We start from the raw sequence: 18,841 nt of genomic DNA on the forward strand, positions 1-18,841 counted from the left end.
CCACCATTAGTCTGACAGCGCAATACAACGAAAGACGAGCCTAACTCGCGGCACCAGGTCTATAGGAGACCCTTCATGAGCAAGAGCATCGCAAGGACAGCTTTACCCCTCATCCTGGCAAGCACCGTGCTGGCCGGTTGCGCGGGCGGCGTACAGAAATCCGATTGGCCGGTGTGCGCTGCGGTAGGCGCGCTGGTCGGCGGCGCGGCAGGTGCTACTCAGAGCGGTAACGTCGCCGGCATGGCGGCCCTGGGTATCGGCACCACCGCTGGCGCCTATTGCTGGGTGCATGGCAAGGGTAACGAGCAGGTCGCTCGCATGGAGCCCGCTCCGGCTCCGGCGCCCGCGCCGGCCCCTGCGCCGGCACCGCTGCCCAAGCAGGAAGTGATCACCGCGCGTGACCTGCACTTCGCCTTCGACTCCGCTGAAGTCAGTCCGCAGGACCGTGCCCAGCTCGATGGTATCGCCGGCCGTCTGCGCGGCGAAGCCGCCAGCACCCGTCTGTCGATCACCGGTCACACCGACAGCAAGGGTACCGACGCCTACAACCAGCGTCTGTCCGAGCGTCGTGCCAAGTCGGTCAGCAACTACCTGATCCAGGCCGGTGTGCCGGCGGCCAGCGTCGTGTCCGTGAAGGGCATGGGCGAGCGTCAGCCGATCGCGACCAACGAGACCGCTGAAGGCCGTGCCACCAACCGTCGCGTCGAAATCCAGATCGACCGCGAGTGATGCAGGGGCGGCGGACCGAGGTCCGCCGCCTTTACTTTTTCCGGCGATAGGCGTTATGGTCCGATCCATCTCGTCCTCCTGCTGGAATCCATGAAAACCCTGTCCCTTACCGGCAAAGTTCTTCTTCTGCTGTTCTGGCTCGCCGCAGCCGCCGCCCTCGCTCTGCCTCTCGCTCGTCCCTTCCCCGAATTGCTCGCGCTGGTCGCCCTGGCCCTGCTGCTGCTGCACCTGGGTGAAGTCTTCGCCAGCCGTCGTGCCTTGCGTCTGCGTCGCCACCCCTGGCTCGACCGCGTGAGCCTGTTGATCTTTGGCGCCTTTCATCGCCTGCCCCCACAGCTGCCGAGCGCCTGATCGGCCTGCGACCACAACGTTGGGCGCATCCTGACGACAGGCGCGTTATCATAGCGCCCAAGATCCATTACTGTAGATGCATACAGCGCTCGTCCGCCGGACGTGGCGCTGCTTTGCCATCGCCCGGAACCAGGCATGCTCAGCACCGAACTCAAGACCCAGATCCAGGGCGCCTACACGCGTTTCCTCGAAGCCAAGTCGCTCAAGCCACGCTATGGCCAGCGCCTGATGATCGCGGAAACCGCCAAGGGCCTGGGCGCCATCACCCAGGACGGGGAGGGCCACCGCGAAGGTGAGCCGGCCGTGGTGGCGGTGGAGGCGGGCACGGGTACCGGCAAGACCGTGGCCTATGCCCTGGCCGCCATCCCCGCGGCCAAGGCTGCCGGCAAGCGTCTGGTGATCGCCACGGCGACGGTGGCGTTGCAGGAGCAGATCGTGCACAAGGACCTGCCGGACATCCTGCGCAACAGCGGGCTGTCCTTCAGCTTCGCCCTGGCAAAGGGCCGCGGGCGCTATCTTTGCCTGTCCAAGCTGGACATGCTGCTGCAGGAAGGGCAGGCACAGAACGCCACGGCCCAGCTCTTCGCCGAGGACGGCTTCAAGATCGATGTGGACGAGTCGTCCAACGAGCTGTTCGGCAAGATGATCGAGCGCCTGGCCGGCAATCGCTGGGATGGTGACCGCGACAGTTGGCCGGAAGCCATCGAAGACGTGCAGTGGTCGCGCATCACCACCGACCACAGCCAGTGCACCAATCGCCACTGCCCGAATTTCCAGCAGTGCGCCTTCTACCGGGCGCGTGAGGGCATGACCAAGGTCGATGTCATCGTCACCAACCATGACCTGGTGCTGGCCGACCTGGCGCTGGGTGGCGGCGCCATCCTGCCCGATCCGCGCGACACCCTCTATGTGTTCGACGAAGGCCACCACCTGCCGGACAAGGCCATCGGTCACTTCGCCCATTTCACCCGGCTGAGATCCACCGCCGAGTGGCTGGAGCAGATCGCCAAGAATCTCACCAAGCTCCTCGCCCAACACCCCTTGCCCGGCGATCTCGGCCGGCTGGTGGAGCAGGTGCCGGAGCTGGCACGGGAGATCAAGACCCAGCAGCAGTTCATGTTCACCGCCTGCGAGGCCCTGGCCGATTTCCGCGCCGGCGAGGACATGGAAGGCCGGGAACGGCCGCGGCACAGATTCGTCGGCGGGGTGATCCCCGAAGACCTGCGGGAAATGGGCATCGAGCTCAAGAAAGGCTTCGCCAAGCTCACCGATTTGTTCACCCGCCTGACCGAGATGCTCAAGCAGGCCATGGATGGCGAATCCAGCATTGGCCTCGCCAGCTACCAGGCCGAGGAGTGGTATCCGCTGTTTGGCAGCCTGCTGGCCCGCGCCCAGGGCAACTGGGAGCTGTGGACGGCCTTCACCTGCGAAGACCCGGAAGACAGCCCGCCCATGGCGCGCTGGATGACCCTGGCCGAAACGGGATCGCTCTACGACATCGAGGTCAACGCCAGCCCCATCCTGGCTGCCGAGATGCTGCGTCGCCATCTATGGAACGTGGCCTTCGGCGCCCTGGTGACCTCCGCGACCCTGACCGCGCTCGGCACCTTCGACCGCTTCCGCATGAGATCCGGCCTGCCGCGCTCGGCGGCCACCGCCGTGGTCCCCAGCCCGTTCCGCCACGCCGAAGCCGGGGTGCTGCGGGTGCCGGATCTGAAGGCGGATCCGCGCAATGCCGCCGAGCACACCGCCGCCATCGTCCGCGAATTGCCAGCCATGCTCGAAGGTGCCCGTGGCGCCCTGGTGCTGTTTTCCTCGCGGCGGCAGATGCAGGACGTCTTCGACGGCCTGGAGCGGGACTGGCGCAAGCGGGTACTGATCCAGGGCAACCTGTCCAAGCAGGAGACCCTCAACAAGCACAAGAAGCGCGTCGATGACGGCGAGGCCAGCGTGCTGTTCGGTCTGGCCAGCTTTGCGGAAGGGGTCGACCTGCCCGGTGCCTACTGCGAGCACGTGGTCATCGCCAAGATTCCGTTCGCCGTGCCGGACGATCCGGTGGAAGCCGCCCTGGCCGAGTGGATCGAGGCGCGCGGTGGCAATCCGTTCATGGAGATCGCCGTGCCCGACGCCTCCCTGCGCCTGATCCAGGCCTGCGGCCGGTTGCTGCGTACCGAGCAGGACAGTGGCACCATCTCGCTGCTGGATCGCCGCCTGGTGACCCAGCGCTACGGCAAGGCCATCCTCAATGCGCTACCGCCGTTTCGGCGGGAGATTCAGTAAATGGCGGCCAGGGTTACGCCAATTCGTAGGTTGGGCTGAGACGGCTCCATCGTCGAAGCCCAACAGATCCGGCGCCGAGGCAACAGCTGTTGGGCTTCGCTGCGCTCAACCCGACCTACCGCGACCTTTGGCAATGGCCGTATCAGCGGACCGTCTGACCACGGCGCCAGAGCATCACCAGTAAGGAAGACCCATGACCGTTCACGGCTATCACGACCTGAGATTCGAATCCGTCCGCGAGGCCTTCGCCGAGTTGTTGGCCGCCGGCCAGACCCGCGGCGCGGCGCTGTGCGTCCAGGTCGGCGGTGAAACGGTGCTGGATCTCTGGGGCGGGATGGCGGACAAGGACGGCCAGACGCCGTGGCACACCGACACCCTGCTCAATCTGTTCTCCTGCACCAAGGCCTTCACCACGGTGGCGGCGTTGCAGTTGGTGGAGGAGGGCAAGCTGGCCCTCGATGCCCCGGTCGCCGAACGCTGGCCGGCATTCGCTGCGGCCGGCAAGGCCGACATCACCCTGCGGCAATTGCTCAGCCACCGCTCCGGCGTCTCCGCCTTGCGCGAACGCCTGGCGGGTGACGCCCTGTACGACTGGGACACCATGACCGCCGCGGTCGCCGCCGAGGCACCCTGGTGGACGCCCGGCACGGCCCATGGTTATGCCCCCATCACCTTTGGCTGGCTGCTGGGTGAACTGATCCGCCGCGCCGATGGGCGCGGGCCGGGTGAGGCCATCATGGCCCGCACTGCCCAGCGTCTCGATCTGGATTTTCATATCGGTCTGCCGGCGAGTGAAGACGAGCGCGTCGCCCATATCGTACGCGGCAAGGGGGTGCTGGGTGATGCCGCCGCGCAGCGTCTGCTCAAGACTACCATGAGCGATCCGGGCGCCTTGCCGACCCTGGCCTTCGGCAATCCATCCGGCGTGCTCACCAGCACCAACAAGGCCGAGTGGCGCCGCTTCGAGCAGCCGGCCGCCAACGGCCATGGCCATGCACGCAGCCTGTCGGGCTTCTATGCCGGTCTGCTGGCCGGCGATCTGCTGGAGTGGGAAACCCTGAGCGAGGCCCTGCGCGAGCACAGTCAGGGCGAAGACCGTACGCTCTTGACGCCGACCCGCTTCGGCCTGGGCTTCATGCTTGATCAACCGGACCAGGCCAACGCCACCTATGGCCTTGGGCCTCAGGCCTTCGGCCATCCGGGGGCGGGCGGTTCGACCGGCTTCGCCGACCCGGAGCGCGAGGTGGCCTTCGGCTTCGTCACCAATACCCTCGGCCCCTATGTGCTTATGGATCCGCGCGCCCAGGCCCTGGCGCGCGCGGTAGGGGAGTGCCTCTAGGGCAGTCGGCTAGCGGGCGATGGCCGCCTCGATATCGCGGAATTCAATCACCCGGACGTAGGGCGCGATTTCGCCACTGATGGAAAAGTGCGCGCCGATCACCGTGACTTCGACGCCCTCGTTTTCCACCAGGTACTGGACGACCTCATGGAAGTCGCCATCGCCGGCCACCAGGTAGAGCTTTTTCCAGCCGCGTTTCGCATGGGAGCGCATCAGGTTGAACGCGAGGCCGACATCGACCCCCTTCTGGCTCTTGGTCGTGTACTGCTCGCCCGTTACCGGATGCAGGATCGGCCCGCCACCCACGGACGCAGGCCATTCGTGAGCCTTGGTTTGCAGCCAGTAGAGCTTGACCCTCAGGCCGGCGCCCTTGGGCGGGGCCGAGCTCAGGAACTTGTTGAAGCCGGTCTGGGCGATGGTGGGTGGGTCGCTATCGCAGTTGAAGTAGTAGGCGTCACCTATGGGTTCGCCCGCATCCTGCTCGATGAAAAGACGTAGTTTTAGATAGTCGAATTTGGCGCCGGATACAGAGCCGTTCCAGGCGCTCAGTGCATAGGCGCCGTCGACGAACCACGCCACGCCCGTTCGAGTTGTAGTTGGCATCGTATTGCTGGGACCAGGCCTGTTACCGTTGATGGGCGCACACCCGCACGCGGGATGCGCGGCGCCTATTGTGGGCTTAATTCCCTGTTTGCGCCTCAGGTAACGACAAGAGAATCCAAACGCCGTGATCTAGAGCGATCGCTCGGGCGGGAAAGCGGCCCTGGACGCTGGGGGGCGAGCGGATTTACGTCGCCCTGGCTTCACGACCGTCGTTGGCGTGCGCGGCATCGACGATCAAGGCGTTCTGCAACAGACGGATTCGCGGTGCCACATGGTAGGCGCCGTCATCGTTATGGCGCAGGTAGAGGCGTTGGCAGCCAAGACACTGCCATACCGTGCTCTGGTTGTAGGGATAGAACCGGGGAGCGATGGGCGCGTCATTCGACCAGTAGTGGGTGGCGCCTGGGTGATATTCCTCGATGATCGACTCCTCGGGCGCATGACGCGCCAGGGTGCCGATCTGCGCGAAGTCCGTTTCCCGGTAGCCCACCGGCCAGGCAGTCCACCCCGCCAGATCCCGCTGCACGCAGCGGCAGTCCTGCGTGATGGCTGCGGCCCTTACGGCCAGGTCCTTGAGCGTCGCGACATCGATGAATCCGTCCATGAACAAGCCTCCTGCTGGCCTGGCAGCCCTGCCGCGAAGCGGACCTTCGCCGACGATTGATCCCGCCATCATCACCCTGGCGTTCAGGGAACTCAATTAGCGCTATCGACAAGGGGGCGTTGGCTCTCTTCGTACGTGCTGACGAGACGAAGCGCCACGCGGATTTCCCCTGGGTCGCGGTCCCGACTACAGTTGTCTGACTAATCCAACAATACCAACAAGGAATGCCCGATGTCCGCTCCGTTCTTCCGCACCACCCTCGCCGCCGTTCTTACCTGCTGTATCGCCTTGCCTGCCAGCGCCGCCCTCGACGAACGCATCCAGTCCGCGGCAGAGCAGGCCAAGGCACCGACCCTCACCTTGCTGGAGCGACTGGTAAACATCGATTCGGGCTCCGGGTATGAGCCCGGGCTGACCGAAGTCGGCACCCTCTTGACCACCGAACTGAAAAAGCTCGGCGCCGCCGTGCAACAGGTGCCCAACACCGCGCCGGACAAGAGCCAGCATCTGGTGGCGACCTTCAAGGGTACCGGCAAGGCCAAGATCCTCTTGCTGGCGCACATGGATACCGTATTCAAGGAAGGCACGGCCAAGGCCCGGCCATACCGTACCGACGAAAAGCGTGCCTATGGCCCGGGTGTGTCCGATGACAAGGGCGGCATCGTGGTCGCCCTGGCGGCCCTGGACATCCTCAAGAGCCTCGACTTCAAGGACTATGGGCAGATCACCCTGCTGCTGGATGCCAGCGAGGAAACCGGCTCTCAGGCCGCCACCGACCTGATTGCCAAGACCGCCAAGCAGCATGACGTGACGCTGAACCTGGAGCCGGGGCGTCCGGCCGATGGCCTGGTGGTATGGCGCAAGGGCAGCGCCACCGCTGTGGTGGAGGTCAAGGGCAGGTCGTCCCACGCGGGGGTCGCCCCGGAATTGGGACGCAACGCCGCCACCGAGGTGGCGCACCAGGTATTGCAGCTGGGCAACCTGGGCGACGCGGAGAAGAAGACCTCCGTCAACTTCACCGTGATCAATGCCGGTGAGCGCATCAACGTGATTCCTGACCACGCCATCGCCAAGGCTGACGTGCGCGCTGCCTTGCCGGAGGAATTCGACCGGGTCGAGCGGGACCTGGCACGGATCGCCGCCACCAAGCAGGTCGCCGACACTGAAGTGACCACCCGCCTGGAGCGCGGCCTGCCGCCGATGCCTCAGACTCCGGCAAGCGACAAGCTCCTGGCCATGGCCCAGGGCATCTACGGTGAGCTGGGTCGTACCCTGACCGTCGAAGGCAGCGGCGGCGCGGCGGATGCCAGCATCGCGGCGGGCGCCGGGGTTCCCACCCTGGACGGTTTCGGCATCGTCGGTGGCAAGCTGCATACCCCCGAGGAGTATGTCGAGCTGGACAGCGTCACGCCGCGCATCTATCTGCTCACGCGGATGCTGGTGGAACTGTCGAAGGCGCAGTGACGGCGCCCCAGGCATTGCCTCCCGCAAGACCGGTGCCTGTGGCACCGGTTTCCCCACCTCTGTAACCAGGCAGCGGCTGCCGCCAGGGATCGTGCGCTAGCCCTTCGCACCTGCCGTCAAATCCTGATCTCGTGCAGAAATCAGCTCAGCCGTGAGCGACTGTGGACGACCTGCGCCTGGCAGTCGGCGGTCGTGACGTGCGTGGGATGGCCAGCCGACGGCAAGGCGCCGGTAGCCGATGGAGGCCTGGCAATCCTGCCATTGGTCGGCATACAGGTAAATTTCGTGACTCCACCGCTTTGCCCCGCGTAGGTTTGCGGCCACAATCTCGAAACTACTTTAAGTTCACTCGCGCCGCCGGCTCTGGCCGGGACGTTGGATTCACTCTGTCCTCCGGCTTGCCGATGGGAAACTTTGCATGAAGCTGATCAAATCCACCACCCTCATTCTCTGCATGGGCGTGTCCGCCTGCAGTTCCTTCCAGGGCCAGGGCGACCAGGCCGCCGCGCCTGCCAAGCCGGGCAATGCCCAGGCCAGCACTGCCGCCAGTGGCGCGCACTGGTGGTGGCCCTTCGGCGGCAGCGAAAAGCCCGCCGAGCCGGTGAAGCCGGTCGCCAAGGCCGCCGAGCCCAAGGCCGAGGTCAAGGTTGCGGCCAAGGTGCCGGCGGCCAAGCCGGAGCAGGCCGCTGCGGGAGAGAAGGGTGGTCACTGGTGGTGGCCCTTCGGTAGCGAAGAGGCCAAGCCGATGGCCAAGGCCGAGGCCCTCAAGCCAGTACCCGTCAAGGTCAGCAAGGCCTGGCTGGACGATCACGAGCAGAAGCTGCGCGTCGCCGTGGCCGGCAGCAACGTCAAGATCGAACGTCGTGACGATGCCCTGGTGCTGGTGGCACCGGTCGACAGCTCCTTCAACCCGGATCGCGCGGAGATGCTGCTGCCGGTGATGCTCGGCCCGCTGTCCCGCTCGGCCAAGTCGGTGAGCGTTGACCAAGATAGCGCCGTCATCGTACTCGGCTTCAGCGACAGCACTGGCACTGCCGCGCTCAACGACAAGATCAGCCTGCAGCGGGCCCAGGCCGTGGCGGCGATCTTCCGTCTCAGCGGCTACACCGGCAATCGCCTCATCGTGCGTGGCCTGGCTGCGGCCCACCCGCGTGCCGACAACACCACCGCCGCCGGCCGCGCCGTCAATCGCCGGGTCGAGGTGCTCATCCAGCCGCGCGCGACCGTGCTGGCCAGCCTGCAGTCCCTGGCTACCCGCTAGGTCGGCAAAGCTTGTCCTGAAGCAGGCGAGCGGGGCGGGACTTGGTTAAGCTAGGTCGATACCGACCTAGCAGGAGACCTCCATGTCACCGTCCCTCGCCGATATGCGTCGCGACTACACCCGCGACGGCCTGACCGAAGCCCAGGCACCCGCTGATCCCTATGCCCTCTTCGGGCAGTGGTTCGAAGAGGCGGTGCGCACCGAGCAGCCGCCCGTCGAAGCCAATGCCTGCTGGCTCGCCACCGTCGATGGCGAAGGGCAACCCCATTGCCGCGTGTTGCTGCTCAAGGGCGTCGATGCCCAGGGCTTTGTCTTCTATACCAACTACGACAGCGCCAAGGGCCAGCAACTGGCGGCTCAGCCGCGGGCGGCCATGACCTTCTTCTGGCCGGCGCTGGAGCGTCAGGTGCGGATCGAGGGGCTGGTGGAGCAGGTCTCCGCCGAGGAGTCCGATGCCTACTACCGGGTCCGCCCGCTGGGCAGTCGCCTCGGCGCCTGGGCTTCGCCGCAGAGCCAGGTCATCGCCAAGCGCTATGAGCTGGAGCAGCGCTTGACCGAGGTGCAGCAGCGGTTCGTCGACGGTGAACCCAGTCGCCCGCCGTTCTGGGGTGGTTATCGCCTCAAGCCGCAGCGCATCGAATTCTGGCAGGGGCGCTCCAGTCGCCTGCATGATCGCCTGGACTACCAGCGCACCGAAGACGGGTGGCAGCGCCAGCGACTGGCACCGTAGGACGGTAGCCTCGCGAACGGGCAGCAAGCGGATACGCGACGCCGCGGTACCAGCGGTACCAGCGGTACTCAGGGATTCCGAGCATTGCCCAGGCCTGCCGGGATGGACGCGCAGCCGTTTTGCTGGTCATTCTTAAGGCGTTCGCAAGGTACCGTCGTTACAGTCGCCGGAAACCTCCCCGGATGCCCTGGGTCAAGGATAATAGCGATCCGTATCCTGAGGTCCGCCCACTGCGGCCCCCTGTCTTTCATCTGCCTTTGGAGTTGCCTCATGAACAGAGTCCTACAACTCGCCGCTTCCCTGACCGCCGTCGCCCTACTGGCAGGCTGCGCATCCGATCAGTCCGGCGACGTCTATTCGCGCGATGAGGCCAGGCAGGTACAGACCGTCCGTACCGGTACCATCACCGCGCTGCGCCCGGTCACCATCGAAGGCACCAAGTCGCCCATCGGTGCCGGTGCTGGCGCCGTGGTAGGCGGCATTGGCGGCAGTGCCATCGGCGGCGGTCGTGGCAGTTTCGTGACCGCCATCATCGGTGCGGTCGCCGGCGGCCTGCTGGGCTCGGCCACCGAAGAGGGCTTCACCAAGGCCAATGGCGTCGAGATCACCGTGAAGGAAGACGACGGCGGCTCGCGTGCCTATGTGCAGGCGGTCAACAAAGGCGAGATCTTCCGCGTCGGCGAGCGGGTTCGCATCCTGACCGTGAACGGCACCAGCCGCGTCGCGCCCAACTAATCGGCCTGACGTGCCTTCGGGTACGTCCATGCCCTTCCAGAGCGGGTGTCCGAATCGCTAGACTGCGAATCGGACACCCGTTTGCGTTTTCGCCCGTAAATAGTTGTCGCCTGGGCGCAATGCCGCGCCCGGAGGTCGTCCTACAATCCCCCTCAGTCACCGCCGTGATCGGCAGGAGAAACCCCGATGTCCGCTTCTCAACCCAACGTGCAACGCGCCGCCTTCGATGAGGTGATGGTCCCGACCTACGCCCCTGCCGCGTTCATTCCGGTGCGAGGAGAGGGCTCCCGCGTCTGGGACCAGGCTGATCGCGAGTACGTGGATTTCGCCGGCGGCATCGCCGTCAGCGCCCTGGGCCACGGCCATCCGGCGCTGATCAACGCCCTGACCGAGCAGGCCGGCAAGCTCTGGCACGTCTCCAATATCTACACCAACGAGCCCGCCCTGCGTCTGGCGCGCAAGCTGGTGGATCACACCTTCGCCGACCGGGTGTTCTTTGCCAACTCCGGCGCCGAAGCCAACGAGGCGGCCTGCAAGCTGGCCCGTCGCTATGGCCATGACGTCAGCGGCGGCAGCCGCTACGAGATCGTCGCCGCCACCAACAGCTTTCATGGCCGTACCCTGTTCACCGTCAGCGTTGGTGGCCAGCCCAAGTATTCCGATGGTTTCGGTCCCAAGATCGAAGGCATCCGCCATGTGCCCTTCAACGACCTGGCCGCTCTCGAAGCCGTGGTGTCGGACAAGACCTGCGCCGTCATCCTCGAACCCATCCAGGGCGAGGGCGGCGTGCTGCCGGCCGACCAGGCCTACCTCGAAGGCGCCCGCCGCCTGTGCGACGCCCAGGGCGCGCTGCTGATCTTCGACGAGGTGCAGAGCGGCGTCGGTCGTAGCGGTCATCTCTATGCCTACCAGCACTATGGCGTGGTGCCGGACATCCTCACCACCGCCAAGAGCATCGGCGGTGGCTTCCCGCTGGCGGCCATGCTGACCACCGACAAGGTCGCCCAGCATTTCAGCGCGGGCGTGCATGGCAGCACCTACGGCGGCAATCCGCTGGGCTGCGCCGTCGGCGCCGCGCTGCTGGACATCGTCGCCACGCCGGAAACCCTGGCCGGTGTCGCCGCTCGCCATCAGCGCTTTTTCGCCGGCCTGGAGCAGCTCAACGCCCGCTATAGCCTGTTCGAGCAGGTTCGCGGCCTGGGTCTGCTGATCGGCGCGGTGCTCAACGACAGCTGGAAGGGGCGTGCCAAGGACATCGTCACCGCCGCCAACGAGGAAGGCCTGATGATCCTCCAGGCCGGCCCGGACGTGCTGCGCATGGCACCAAGCCTGATCATCCCCGAGGCGGACATCGACGAAGGCCTGGCCCGCCTGGATCGCGCCCTGGCGCGCCTCACCCAAGGCTAATCTCCGGACGCGGGACGCGTACCGCTGGCATCCAGGGATGGATCCGTACACAAGGAGTTCTCATGCTGGTAATGCGCCCTGCGCGCGCGGCGGATCTGCCCCTGGTCCAGCGGCTCGCCGCGGATAGCCCGGTTGGCGTCACCTCGCTGCCCGACAACCCCGAACGGTTGCGCGACAAGATCCGCACCTCGGAGTCGTCGCTGGCGGCCGAGGTGGGCTTCCATGGCGAGGAGAGCTATTTCTTCGTGCTCGAAGACACCACCAGCGGCGAGCTGCTGGGCTGTTCGGCCATCGTCGCCTCTGCGGGCTTCTCCGAACCCTTCTACAGCTTTCGCAACGAGACCTTCATCCATGCCTCGCGCGAGCTGAAGATCCACAACAAGGTGCATGTGCTGTCGCTCTGTCACGACCTGACCGGCAACAGCGTGCTGAGCAGCTTCTACGTCCAGCGCCCGCTACTCGACACCCCCCACGCCGAACTCAACTCCCGTGCCCGGCTGCTGTTCATGGCCGCCCACCCGGCGCGTTTCGCCGAGACGGTGGTGGTGGAGATCGTCGGCCTGGCGGACGATGACGGAGAATCGCCGTTCTGGAACGGGGTAGGGCGCAACTTCTTCGACCTGGACTACACCACCGCCGAGCGGCTGTCCGGACAGAGGAGCCGCACCTTTCTCGCCGAGTTGATGCCGACCTATCCGCTCTATGTGCCCCTGCTGCCCGACAGTGCTCAGGAAGCCATGGGCCAGGTGCACCCGCGCGCGCAGATCACCTTCGACATTCTCAGTCGCGAAGGCTTCGAGACCGACAACTACATCGACATCTTCGATGGCGGCCCGACCTTGCACGCCCGCACCACGGCCATCCGGTCCATCGCCGAGAGCCGTCTCGCACCGGTGAGCGAGGGTGCAGTGGCGCCCGAGGACGCGCCCTGGTTCCTGATCGCCAACGATGGCCTGGAGAATTTCCGGGCGCTGGCCACGCCACTGCGCTGGGCTCCCGGTGAGTCCGTCGTCCTTTCCCCCGAGCAGATCGCCACCCTGGAGATCGCCGAAGGCGACCGGGTTCGTCTGGTAGCGCTGTAGCCGACCCTAGCGTCTTTGGAGGTCCGATGATCGTCCGTCCCGTTACCCGTGCCGATGTGCCCGCGCTGCTGCAACTGGCGCAAGCGGCCGGTGCCGGTCTCACCACGCTGCCCGCCAGTGAAGAACGCCTGGCTCAGCGGGTGGAAAACGCCGAACGCAGTTTCCTGCAGCAGGCGCAGCCTGCCGATGCCGACTATCTCTTTGCCCTGGAAGACGAGGGTGAGGTCATCGGCATCGCCGGGATCGCCGCCGCCCTGGGGCTGCGCGAGCCCTGGTACAACTACCGGGTCGGCCTGACGGTGAGCGCCTCGCGTGAACTGGACATCCACCGGCAGATTCCCACGCTGTTCCTGGCCAACGACATGACCGGCAGCTCCGAGCTCTGCTCGCTGTTCCTGCGCGCCGATCGCCGTGGTGGGGCCGCCGGGCGGCTGCTGTCCAAGTCGCGCTTCCTGTTCATCGCCGAATTCCGCGAGCTGTTCGCCGAGCGCATCATCGCCGAATTGCGCGGCATGTCCGACGGTAACGGCCAGTCGCCGTTCTGGGAGGGCCTGGGCCGGCATTTCTTCAAGATGGAATTCTCCCAGGCGGACTATCTCACCGGCATCGGCAACCGCGGCTTCATCGCCGAACTCATGCCGCGCTTTCCGCTGTACACCTGCTTCCTGTCGCAAGAGGCGCGTCAGGTGATCGGGCGGGTGCACCCGGACACCGAGGCGGCTCGTCGGCTGCTGGAGGCCGAGGGCTTCAACTACCAGGGCTACGTCGACATCTTCGACGCTGGCCCGACCCTGGAGGCGGAAACCGCCAAGGTGCGGGCGATCCGTGACAGCCAGCGCCTGGTGCTGGCGGTGGGTACGCCTGGCGATGACGCTGAGGTCTATCTGATCCACAACCGCAAATGTCAGGACTGCCGCATCACCAGCGCCCGTGCTCGCCTGGCGGCCGGCACCCTGGTGGTCGACCTGGCCACCGCCCGCGAGCTGCGGCTGATGGCCGGCGCCCAGGTGCGCGCCGTGCGCCTGATGCCTTGAGGAGACGTCATGGATAGCCTCTATATCGCTGGTCAATGGCGCCCCGGGCGGGGCGAGGTATTCAGCTCCGTCGATCCCTATGACGGCATCCCGCTCTGGCAGGGCGCGGCGGCGGACGCGGACGACGTCGATCAGGCCATTGCCGCCGCGCGCGAGGCCTTTCCGACCTGGGAAAGCCGCGGGCCGGCCGCTCGTCTGGCCATCCTGCAGGCCTTTGCCCAGGTGCTGCAGGCTCGCCGTGCAACCCTGGGGCGCGCCCTGGCCGAGGAGACCGGCAAACCCCTGTGGGAAGCCGATACCGAGATCGGCAGCATGATCGCCAAGGTGGCCATCTCCGCCCAGGCGGAAGCCGCGCGTAGCGGCGAACGTGCGGCGACGGTAGCCGATGCCCGCAGCGTGACGCGCCATCGTCCCCATGGCGTCCTGGCGGTCTTTGGCCCCTACAACTTTCCCGGCCATCTGCCCAATGGGCATATCGTGCCGGCGCTGCTGGCCGGCAATACGCTGGTGTTCAAGCCTAGCGAGCTGACGCCGCGCTTCGCTGCCCTGACCCTGGATTGCTGGATCGCCGCCGGGCTGCCAGCGGGCGTGCTCAATCTGATTCAAGGAGGGCGTGCCACGGGTGAGGCCCTGGCCGCGCATCCCGGTCTGGACGGTATCCTCTTCACCGGTTCCAGCGCCACGGGCGCGGCCCTGCACCGCCTCAATGCGGACCGTCCGCAGCGGCTGCTGGCCCTGGAGATGGGCGGTAACAATCCGCTGGTGGTGGCGCCGGTGGCCGATCTGGACGCCGCCGTGGTGACCATCATTCAATCGGCCTTCCTTTCCGCCGGGCAGCGCTGCACCTGTGCCCGTCGCCTGCTCGTGCCCCAGGGTGACTGGGGCGATGCGCTGCTGGCGCGTCTGGCAAGCGTCAGCGCGGGTCTCAGTACCGGCCGCTTCGACGCCGATCCAGCGCCTTTCATGGGCACCGTCATCTCCCTCGCCGCTGCCCAGACCCTGCTGCGGACTCAGGCCCAGCGCCTGGCGCAGGGTGGCCGCGCGCTGCTGGAGATGCGTCAGCCGGATGCGACGCGTGCGCTGCTTACCCCGGGCATCCTCGATGTCTCGGGGATCTCTGAATTGCCCGACGAGGAAGTCTTCGGTCCGCTGCTGCAGGTCCAGCGCTATACGGACTTCGACCATGCCCTGGCGCTGGCCAACGCCACCCGCTTCGGCCTCGCGGCCGGGTTGCTGGCCGACGATCCGGCCACCTACGAACGGTTCTGGCAGGGCGTGCGCGCCGGCATCGTCAACTGGAATCGTCCCCTGACCGGGGCGGCCAGCGCGGCGCCCTTCGGCGGCGTCGGCGCCTCCGGCAATCATCGTCCCAGCGCCTACTACGCCGCGGATTACTGCGCCTTCCCGGTCGCCTCGCTGGAGAGCGACGCCCTGAGCCTGCCTGCCCAATTGCCCCCAGGATTACACCTATGAGTCACCTCGCTCTCGCTGCTCGGGAGGTCAATTTCGACGGCCTGGTCGGTCCGACCCACAACTATGCGGGCCTGTCCTATGGCAACGTGGCCTCCCAGGCCAGCAAGCAGCAGTGTTCGAATCCGCGCGAGGCGGCGCGTCAGGGCCTGGCCAAGATGCAGGCGCTGATGGAGCTGGGTTTCGAGCAGGGGGTCCTCGCGCCCCACGAGCGGCCCGACATCGCCTCCTTGCGCCGCCTGGGCTTCGCCGGCAGTGATGCCCAGGTGCTGGAAAGCGCCGCGCGCGAAGCCTTGCCGCTGCTGCTGTCCGCCAGCTCCGCCTCGGCCATGTGGACCGCCAACGCCGCCACCGTCAGCCCGAGCGCCGACACCCATGATGGCCGGGTGCATTTCACCCCGGCCAACCTGGCCTGCAAATTTCACCGCAGCCTCGAACCGACCACCACGGCGCGCATCCTCCAGGCGATGTTTCGCGATCCCGCGCATTTCCAGCACCATGCGCCGCTGCCGTCGGTGGCCCAGTTCGGCGACGAGGGCGCGGCCAACCACACCCGCTTCAGCCACGACCACGGCGCCCCGGGCGTGGAGTTCTTCGTCTTTGGCCGTAGCGCCTTCGATCCGCGCTATCCCGAGCCCCATCGCTATCCGGCGCGCCAGACCCTGGAAGCCTCCCAGGCCATCGCCCGGCTGCACGGGCTGAGCGAGGAGGGCGTGGTGTTCGCCCAACAGAATCCGGCGGTGGTGGACCAGGGCGTCTTCCACAACGACGTCATCTCGGTGGGCAACGCCCAGGTGCTGTTCCATCACGAAGACGCCTTTCTCGACAGCGACCGCGTGCTGGATGAACTGCAAGGCAAGCTCGCCAGGCGCGGCGGCCAGCTGCAGCGCCTCTGCGTGCGCCGCAGTGAGATCAGCGTCGGCGACGCCGTGCGTTCCTACCTGTTCAACAGCCAGTTGCTGGATCGGCCGGGGCAGGGCGCGCTGCTGGTGGTACCCGATGAGTGCCGGCAGAATCCGGCGGTGTGGGACTACCTGCAGGCTCAGGTCAATAGCGCGGGGCCCCTGGGCGAGGTCAAGGTGTTCGACCTCAAGCAAAGCATGCAGAACGGCGGCGGACCTGCCTGCCTGCGGTTGCGGGTGGCCCTCAAGCCCGACGAACTGGCGGCGGTGAATCCAGGGGTGCGCTTCACGCCGACGCTGCATACCCAACTGCTCGATTGGGTGGATCGCCACTACCGCGACCGCCTGGCGCCCGCGGATCTCGCCGATCCCCAACTGCTGGGCGAGGTCCGCACCGCCCTCGACGAGCTGACCCAGTTGCTGGGCCTCGGCTCGGTCTATCCCTTTCAATTGCCCTGACGCCCGGAGTTTCCATGAGCGACCGTCTCGATCTCATCCTCGAACCTACCGCCGACGAGCAGCAGACGCTGCAAGTCCAGCGCCTGGCCATCCGCCTGGCCGGCCGCGACCTCTGGCTGGAAGCCGACGGCAGCGGCGGTCTCAACATCTTCGCCGACTCCCAGGACGACGAAGAACAGACCCCGGTCCTGGTGCTGCGGCCCCAGGCCCTCAATGCCCTGGGGCTGTCCATCGCCCTGGAAACCTTCGCCGACGAAGGCGATGAGAATCATGTGCATGACGCCGATTGCGGTTGCGGCCACGATCATTGAGTATCTAGCTCCGACACGTCGCTCAGCGGAGTAGAGCATGGCTGCATCTGAACGTTATCGGTTGGCGCTTGGCCGCCTGCTGGACCTGACCCTGGCCGGCCGCGAGCCGACCGAGAAGATTCAACTGACTGCCGACGGCACCCGTCTCCACTGGCTGACCGAAGGCGTGCTGGAAGTCACTCCGCCGGTGGCGCGCGACAACCACCTGGACCTGCTGCTCTCGGCGGGTATCCATGGCAACGAGACGGCGCCCATGGAGCTGCTCGACGAGTTGCTCGGCGGCATCGCCAGCGGAGCCCTGCGTCCTGCCTGCCGAATGCTGTGCATGTTCGGCAATCCCGATGCTATGCGCCGCGGCACCCGCTATGTCGAGCAGGATCTGAATCGCTTGTTCAACGGTCGCCATGCCCAGGCCGAAGGCTCCGAGGCCCAACGTGCCAACGATCTCGAGCGCCTTTCCGCGCAGTTCTTCAGCAAGCCTGATCGGGCCCGACTGCACTACGACCTGCACACCGCGCTGCGCGCCTCGGCGCTGCCGCGCTTCGCCCTCTATCCCTGGAGTGCCGGGCGCGAGCATTCGGAAGCCGAGTTGCAGCGCCTGGAAGCCGCCGGCATCGAAGCCGTGCTGCTCTATGACAAACCCGGTATCACCTTCAGCGCCTACACCTACGCCGAATGCCAGGCCGAAGCCCTGACCCTGGAGCTGGGCCAGGCCCGTCCCTTCGGCGAGAACAGCGAACTCGACCTGAGCCGCCTGCGGCTGCTGCTCGAAGCCCTGATCGAAGGCCGTGAAGCCGAACTGCCGCCGCCGGATTCCTCGCTGCTGAGATTCCGGGTCGCGCGCCAGGTGTACAAGTCCAGTCCGCGCTTCCAGCTGCATCTGGCCGACGACGTGGCCAACTTCTCACCGCTGCGCCAGGGTTCGCTGCTGGCCGAGGATGGCAGCGAGCGCTGGATCGTCGACGAGGCCGAGGCGCGCATCATCTTCCCCAACCCCAAGGTCGCCGTCGGCCTGCGGGCCGGGCTCATCGTGGTCCCGGCATAAGGAGCGGCCTTTATGATCGATCTGCGCAGCGATACCGTCACCCAGCCCACGCCGGCCATGCGCCAGGCGATGCTGGACGCCGAACTCGGCGATGACGTCTATGGCGAAGACCCGACTGTCACCCGGCTGGAGCAGCGTCTGGCGGGCGATCTCGGCCTGGAGGCCGGACTCTTCGTGCCCAGCGGCACCATGAGCAATCTGCTCGGCCTGCTGGCGCACTGCGAGCGGGGCGACGAATACCTCGTCGGCCAGCAGGCCCACACCTACAAGTACGAAGGCGGGGGCGCCGCGGTGCTCGGCTCCATCCAGCCGCAGCCCATCGAGATGGCGGCCGACGGCAGCCTGGACCTCGACCTGGTGCGCAGCTACATCAAGGCCGATGACTTCCACTTCGCCCGCACGCGATTGCTGGCGCTGGAGAACACCATGCACGGCAAGGTCCTGCCGCTGGCCTATCTGGCGGCGGCAAGGGCCTTCACCCAGGAGCACGGCTTGGCCCTGCACCTGGACGGCGCGCGGCTGTACAACGCCGCGGTCAAGCTGGGCGTACCGGTGCGCGAGATCAGCCAGCATTTCGATTCGGTGTCGATCTGCCTGTCCAAGGGCCTCGGTGCGCCGGTGGGTTCGGTGCTCTGCGGCGATGCTGCCCTGATCGCCAAGGCGCGTCGCTGGCGCAAGGTGGTCGGTGGCGGTATGCGCCAGGCCGGCATTCTGGCTGCGGCGGGGCTGCATGCCCTCGATCACCAGGTCGAGCGTCTGGCCGAAGACCACGCCCATGCCGCCCAGCTCGGCACTGCCCTGGCCGAACTCGGCTACCAGGTGGAGCCGGTGCAGACCAACATGGTCTACCTCGCCATGGGTAACGAAGCACCCGCCCTGCAGGCCTTCCTCGCCGAGCGCAGCATCCGCATCAGTCCGGCTCCACGCCTGCGGCTGGTCACCCATCTGGACGTCAGCGCCGCCGATATCGAGGCGGCCGTCGCCGCTTTCGCCGCCTACCGCCGCCGCTAAGTCTTCCGACGACGTTTTTCCTGC

At 66.5% G+C, this 18,841-nt stretch carries 18 protein-coding genes; 16 read left to right on the forward strand and 2 right to left on the reverse strand.

Annotated elements, in window-relative coordinates; genetic code table 11:
- Positions 1–75: 75 nt before the first annotated feature.
- From ACUCV0_RS02710 to ACUCV0_RS02725, 4 genes are all read left to right on the forward strand, one after another.
- Positions 76–729 (forward strand): PA1041 family peptidoglycan-binding anchor lipoprotein, encoded by a 654-nt coding sequence (locus tag ACUCV0_RS02710; RefSeq protein WP_026083574.1) that lies wholly within the window; start codon positions 76–78, stop codon positions 727–729.
- Between the two features lie 90 nt (positions 730–819).
- Positions 820–1,080: a DUF1145 domain-containing protein gene (locus ACUCV0_RS02715; RefSeq protein WP_059314277.1), complete on the forward strand. Its 261-nt coding sequence runs from the start codon at positions 820–822 to the stop codon at positions 1,078–1,080.
- 135 nt (positions 1,081–1,215) lie between these two features.
- Positions 1,216–3,360 carry an ATP-dependent DNA helicase DinG gene (dinG, locus tag ACUCV0_RS02720; RefSeq protein ID WP_059314278.1) on the forward strand — a complete coding sequence of 715 codons (2,145 nt, stop codon included), beginning with the start codon at positions 1,216–1,218 and terminating at the stop codon, positions 3,358–3,360.
- A gap of 193 nt (positions 3,361–3,553) precedes the next feature.
- Positions 3,554–4,699 (forward strand): serine hydrolase domain-containing protein, encoded by a 1,146-nt coding sequence (locus ACUCV0_RS02725; RefSeq protein WP_482211944.1) that lies wholly within the window; start codon positions 3,554–3,556, stop codon positions 4,697–4,699.
- A gap of 9 nt (positions 4,700–4,708) precedes the next feature.
- On the opposite strand, the gene ACUCV0_RS02730 is transcribed toward ACUCV0_RS02725, so the two are convergent.
- Positions 4,709–5,278: an NYN domain-containing protein gene (locus ACUCV0_RS02730; protein ID WP_174523131.1), complete on the reverse strand. Its 570-nt coding sequence runs from the start codon at positions 5,276–5,278 to the stop codon at positions 4,709–4,711.
- Between the two features lie 208 nt (positions 5,279–5,486).
- The gene (locus tag ACUCV0_RS02735; protein WP_271654383.1) at positions 5,487–5,906 is read right to left on the reverse strand and encodes a hypothetical protein; all 420 of its coding nucleotides are present in this window, start codon (positions 5,904–5,906) and stop codon (positions 5,487–5,489) included.
- Between the two features lie 231 nt (positions 5,907–6,137).
- Here ACUCV0_RS02735 and ACUCV0_RS02740 point away from each other — a divergent pair, with 231 nt between their 5' ends.
- The 12 genes from ACUCV0_RS02740 to ltaE all read left to right on the forward strand — a co-directional run bounded on the left by ACUCV0_RS02740 (position 6,138) and on the right by ltaE (position 18,817).
- Positions 6,138–7,370, forward strand: a complete 1,233-nt coding sequence (locus tag ACUCV0_RS02740) for a glutamate carboxypeptidase (protein ID WP_482211945.1) — start codon at positions 6,138–6,140, stop codon at positions 7,368–7,370.
- 418 nt (positions 7,371–7,788) lie between these two features.
- Entirely contained in the window at positions 7,789–8,631 is an 843-nt protein-coding gene (locus ACUCV0_RS02745; RefSeq protein WP_482211946.1) for an OmpA family protein, read from the forward strand.
- An 82-nt stretch (positions 8,632–8,713) separates the two neighbouring features.
- The gene (gene pdxH, locus ACUCV0_RS02750) at positions 8,714–9,361 is read left to right on the forward strand and encodes a pyridoxamine 5'-phosphate oxidase (protein WP_482211947.1); all 648 of its coding nucleotides are present in this window, start codon (positions 8,714–8,716) and stop codon (positions 9,359–9,361) included.
- Between the two features lie 270 nt (positions 9,362–9,631).
- The gene (locus tag ACUCV0_RS02755) at positions 9,632–10,096 is read left to right on the forward strand and encodes an outer membrane lipoprotein (protein ID WP_017639693.1); all 465 of its coding nucleotides are present in this window, start codon (positions 9,632–9,634) and stop codon (positions 10,094–10,096) included.
- A 186-nt stretch (positions 10,097–10,282) separates the two neighbouring features.
- Entirely contained in the window at positions 10,283–11,503 is a 1,221-nt protein-coding gene (locus ACUCV0_RS02760; RefSeq protein WP_482211948.1) for an aspartate aminotransferase family protein, read from the forward strand.
- Positions 11,504–11,565: 62 nt separating this feature from the next.
- Positions 11,566–12,585, forward strand: coding sequence for an arginine/ornithine succinyltransferase subunit alpha (gene aruF, locus ACUCV0_RS02765; protein WP_059314285.1), 1,020 nt, complete (start codon positions 11,566–11,568; stop codon positions 12,583–12,585).
- A 26-nt stretch (positions 12,586–12,611) separates the two neighbouring features.
- The gene (gene astA, locus ACUCV0_RS02770; RefSeq protein WP_059314286.1) at positions 12,612–13,619 is read left to right on the forward strand and encodes an arginine N-succinyltransferase; all 1,008 of its coding nucleotides are present in this window, start codon (positions 12,612–12,614) and stop codon (positions 13,617–13,619) included.
- Positions 13,620–13,628: 9 nt separating this feature from the next.
- Positions 13,629–15,092 carry a succinylglutamate-semialdehyde dehydrogenase gene (gene astD, locus ACUCV0_RS02775; RefSeq protein WP_482211949.1) on the forward strand — a complete coding sequence of 488 codons (1,464 nt, stop codon included), beginning with the start codon at positions 13,629–13,631 and terminating at the stop codon, positions 15,090–15,092.
- Entirely contained in the window at positions 15,089–16,450 is a 1,362-nt protein-coding gene (gene astB, locus ACUCV0_RS02780; protein WP_482211950.1) for an N-succinylarginine dihydrolase, read from the forward strand. The genes astD and astB overlap by 4 nt, the downstream gene beginning before the upstream one ends.
- A 14-nt stretch (positions 16,451–16,464) precedes the next feature.
- A complete protein-coding gene (locus ACUCV0_RS02785) occupies positions 16,465–16,761 on the forward strand; it encodes a hypothetical protein (RefSeq protein ID WP_059314289.1) in 297 nt (98 codons plus the stop codon).
- A gap of 37 nt (positions 16,762–16,798) precedes the next feature.
- Complete coding sequence (astE, locus tag ACUCV0_RS02790; protein ID WP_482211951.1) at positions 16,799–17,806, forward strand: succinylglutamate desuccinylase; 1,008 nt, start codon at positions 16,799–16,801, stop codon at positions 17,804–17,806.
- 12 nt (positions 17,807–17,818) lie between these two features.
- Positions 17,819–18,817 (forward strand): low-specificity L-threonine aldolase, encoded by a 999-nt coding sequence (gene ltaE, locus ACUCV0_RS02795; RefSeq protein WP_482211952.1) that lies wholly within the window; start codon positions 17,819–17,821, stop codon positions 18,815–18,817.
- The last annotated feature ends 24 nt before the right edge of the window (positions 18,818–18,841 follow it).

The sequence above is a fragment of the Pseudomonas sp. VMV1 genome (genome assembly GCF_056790235.1).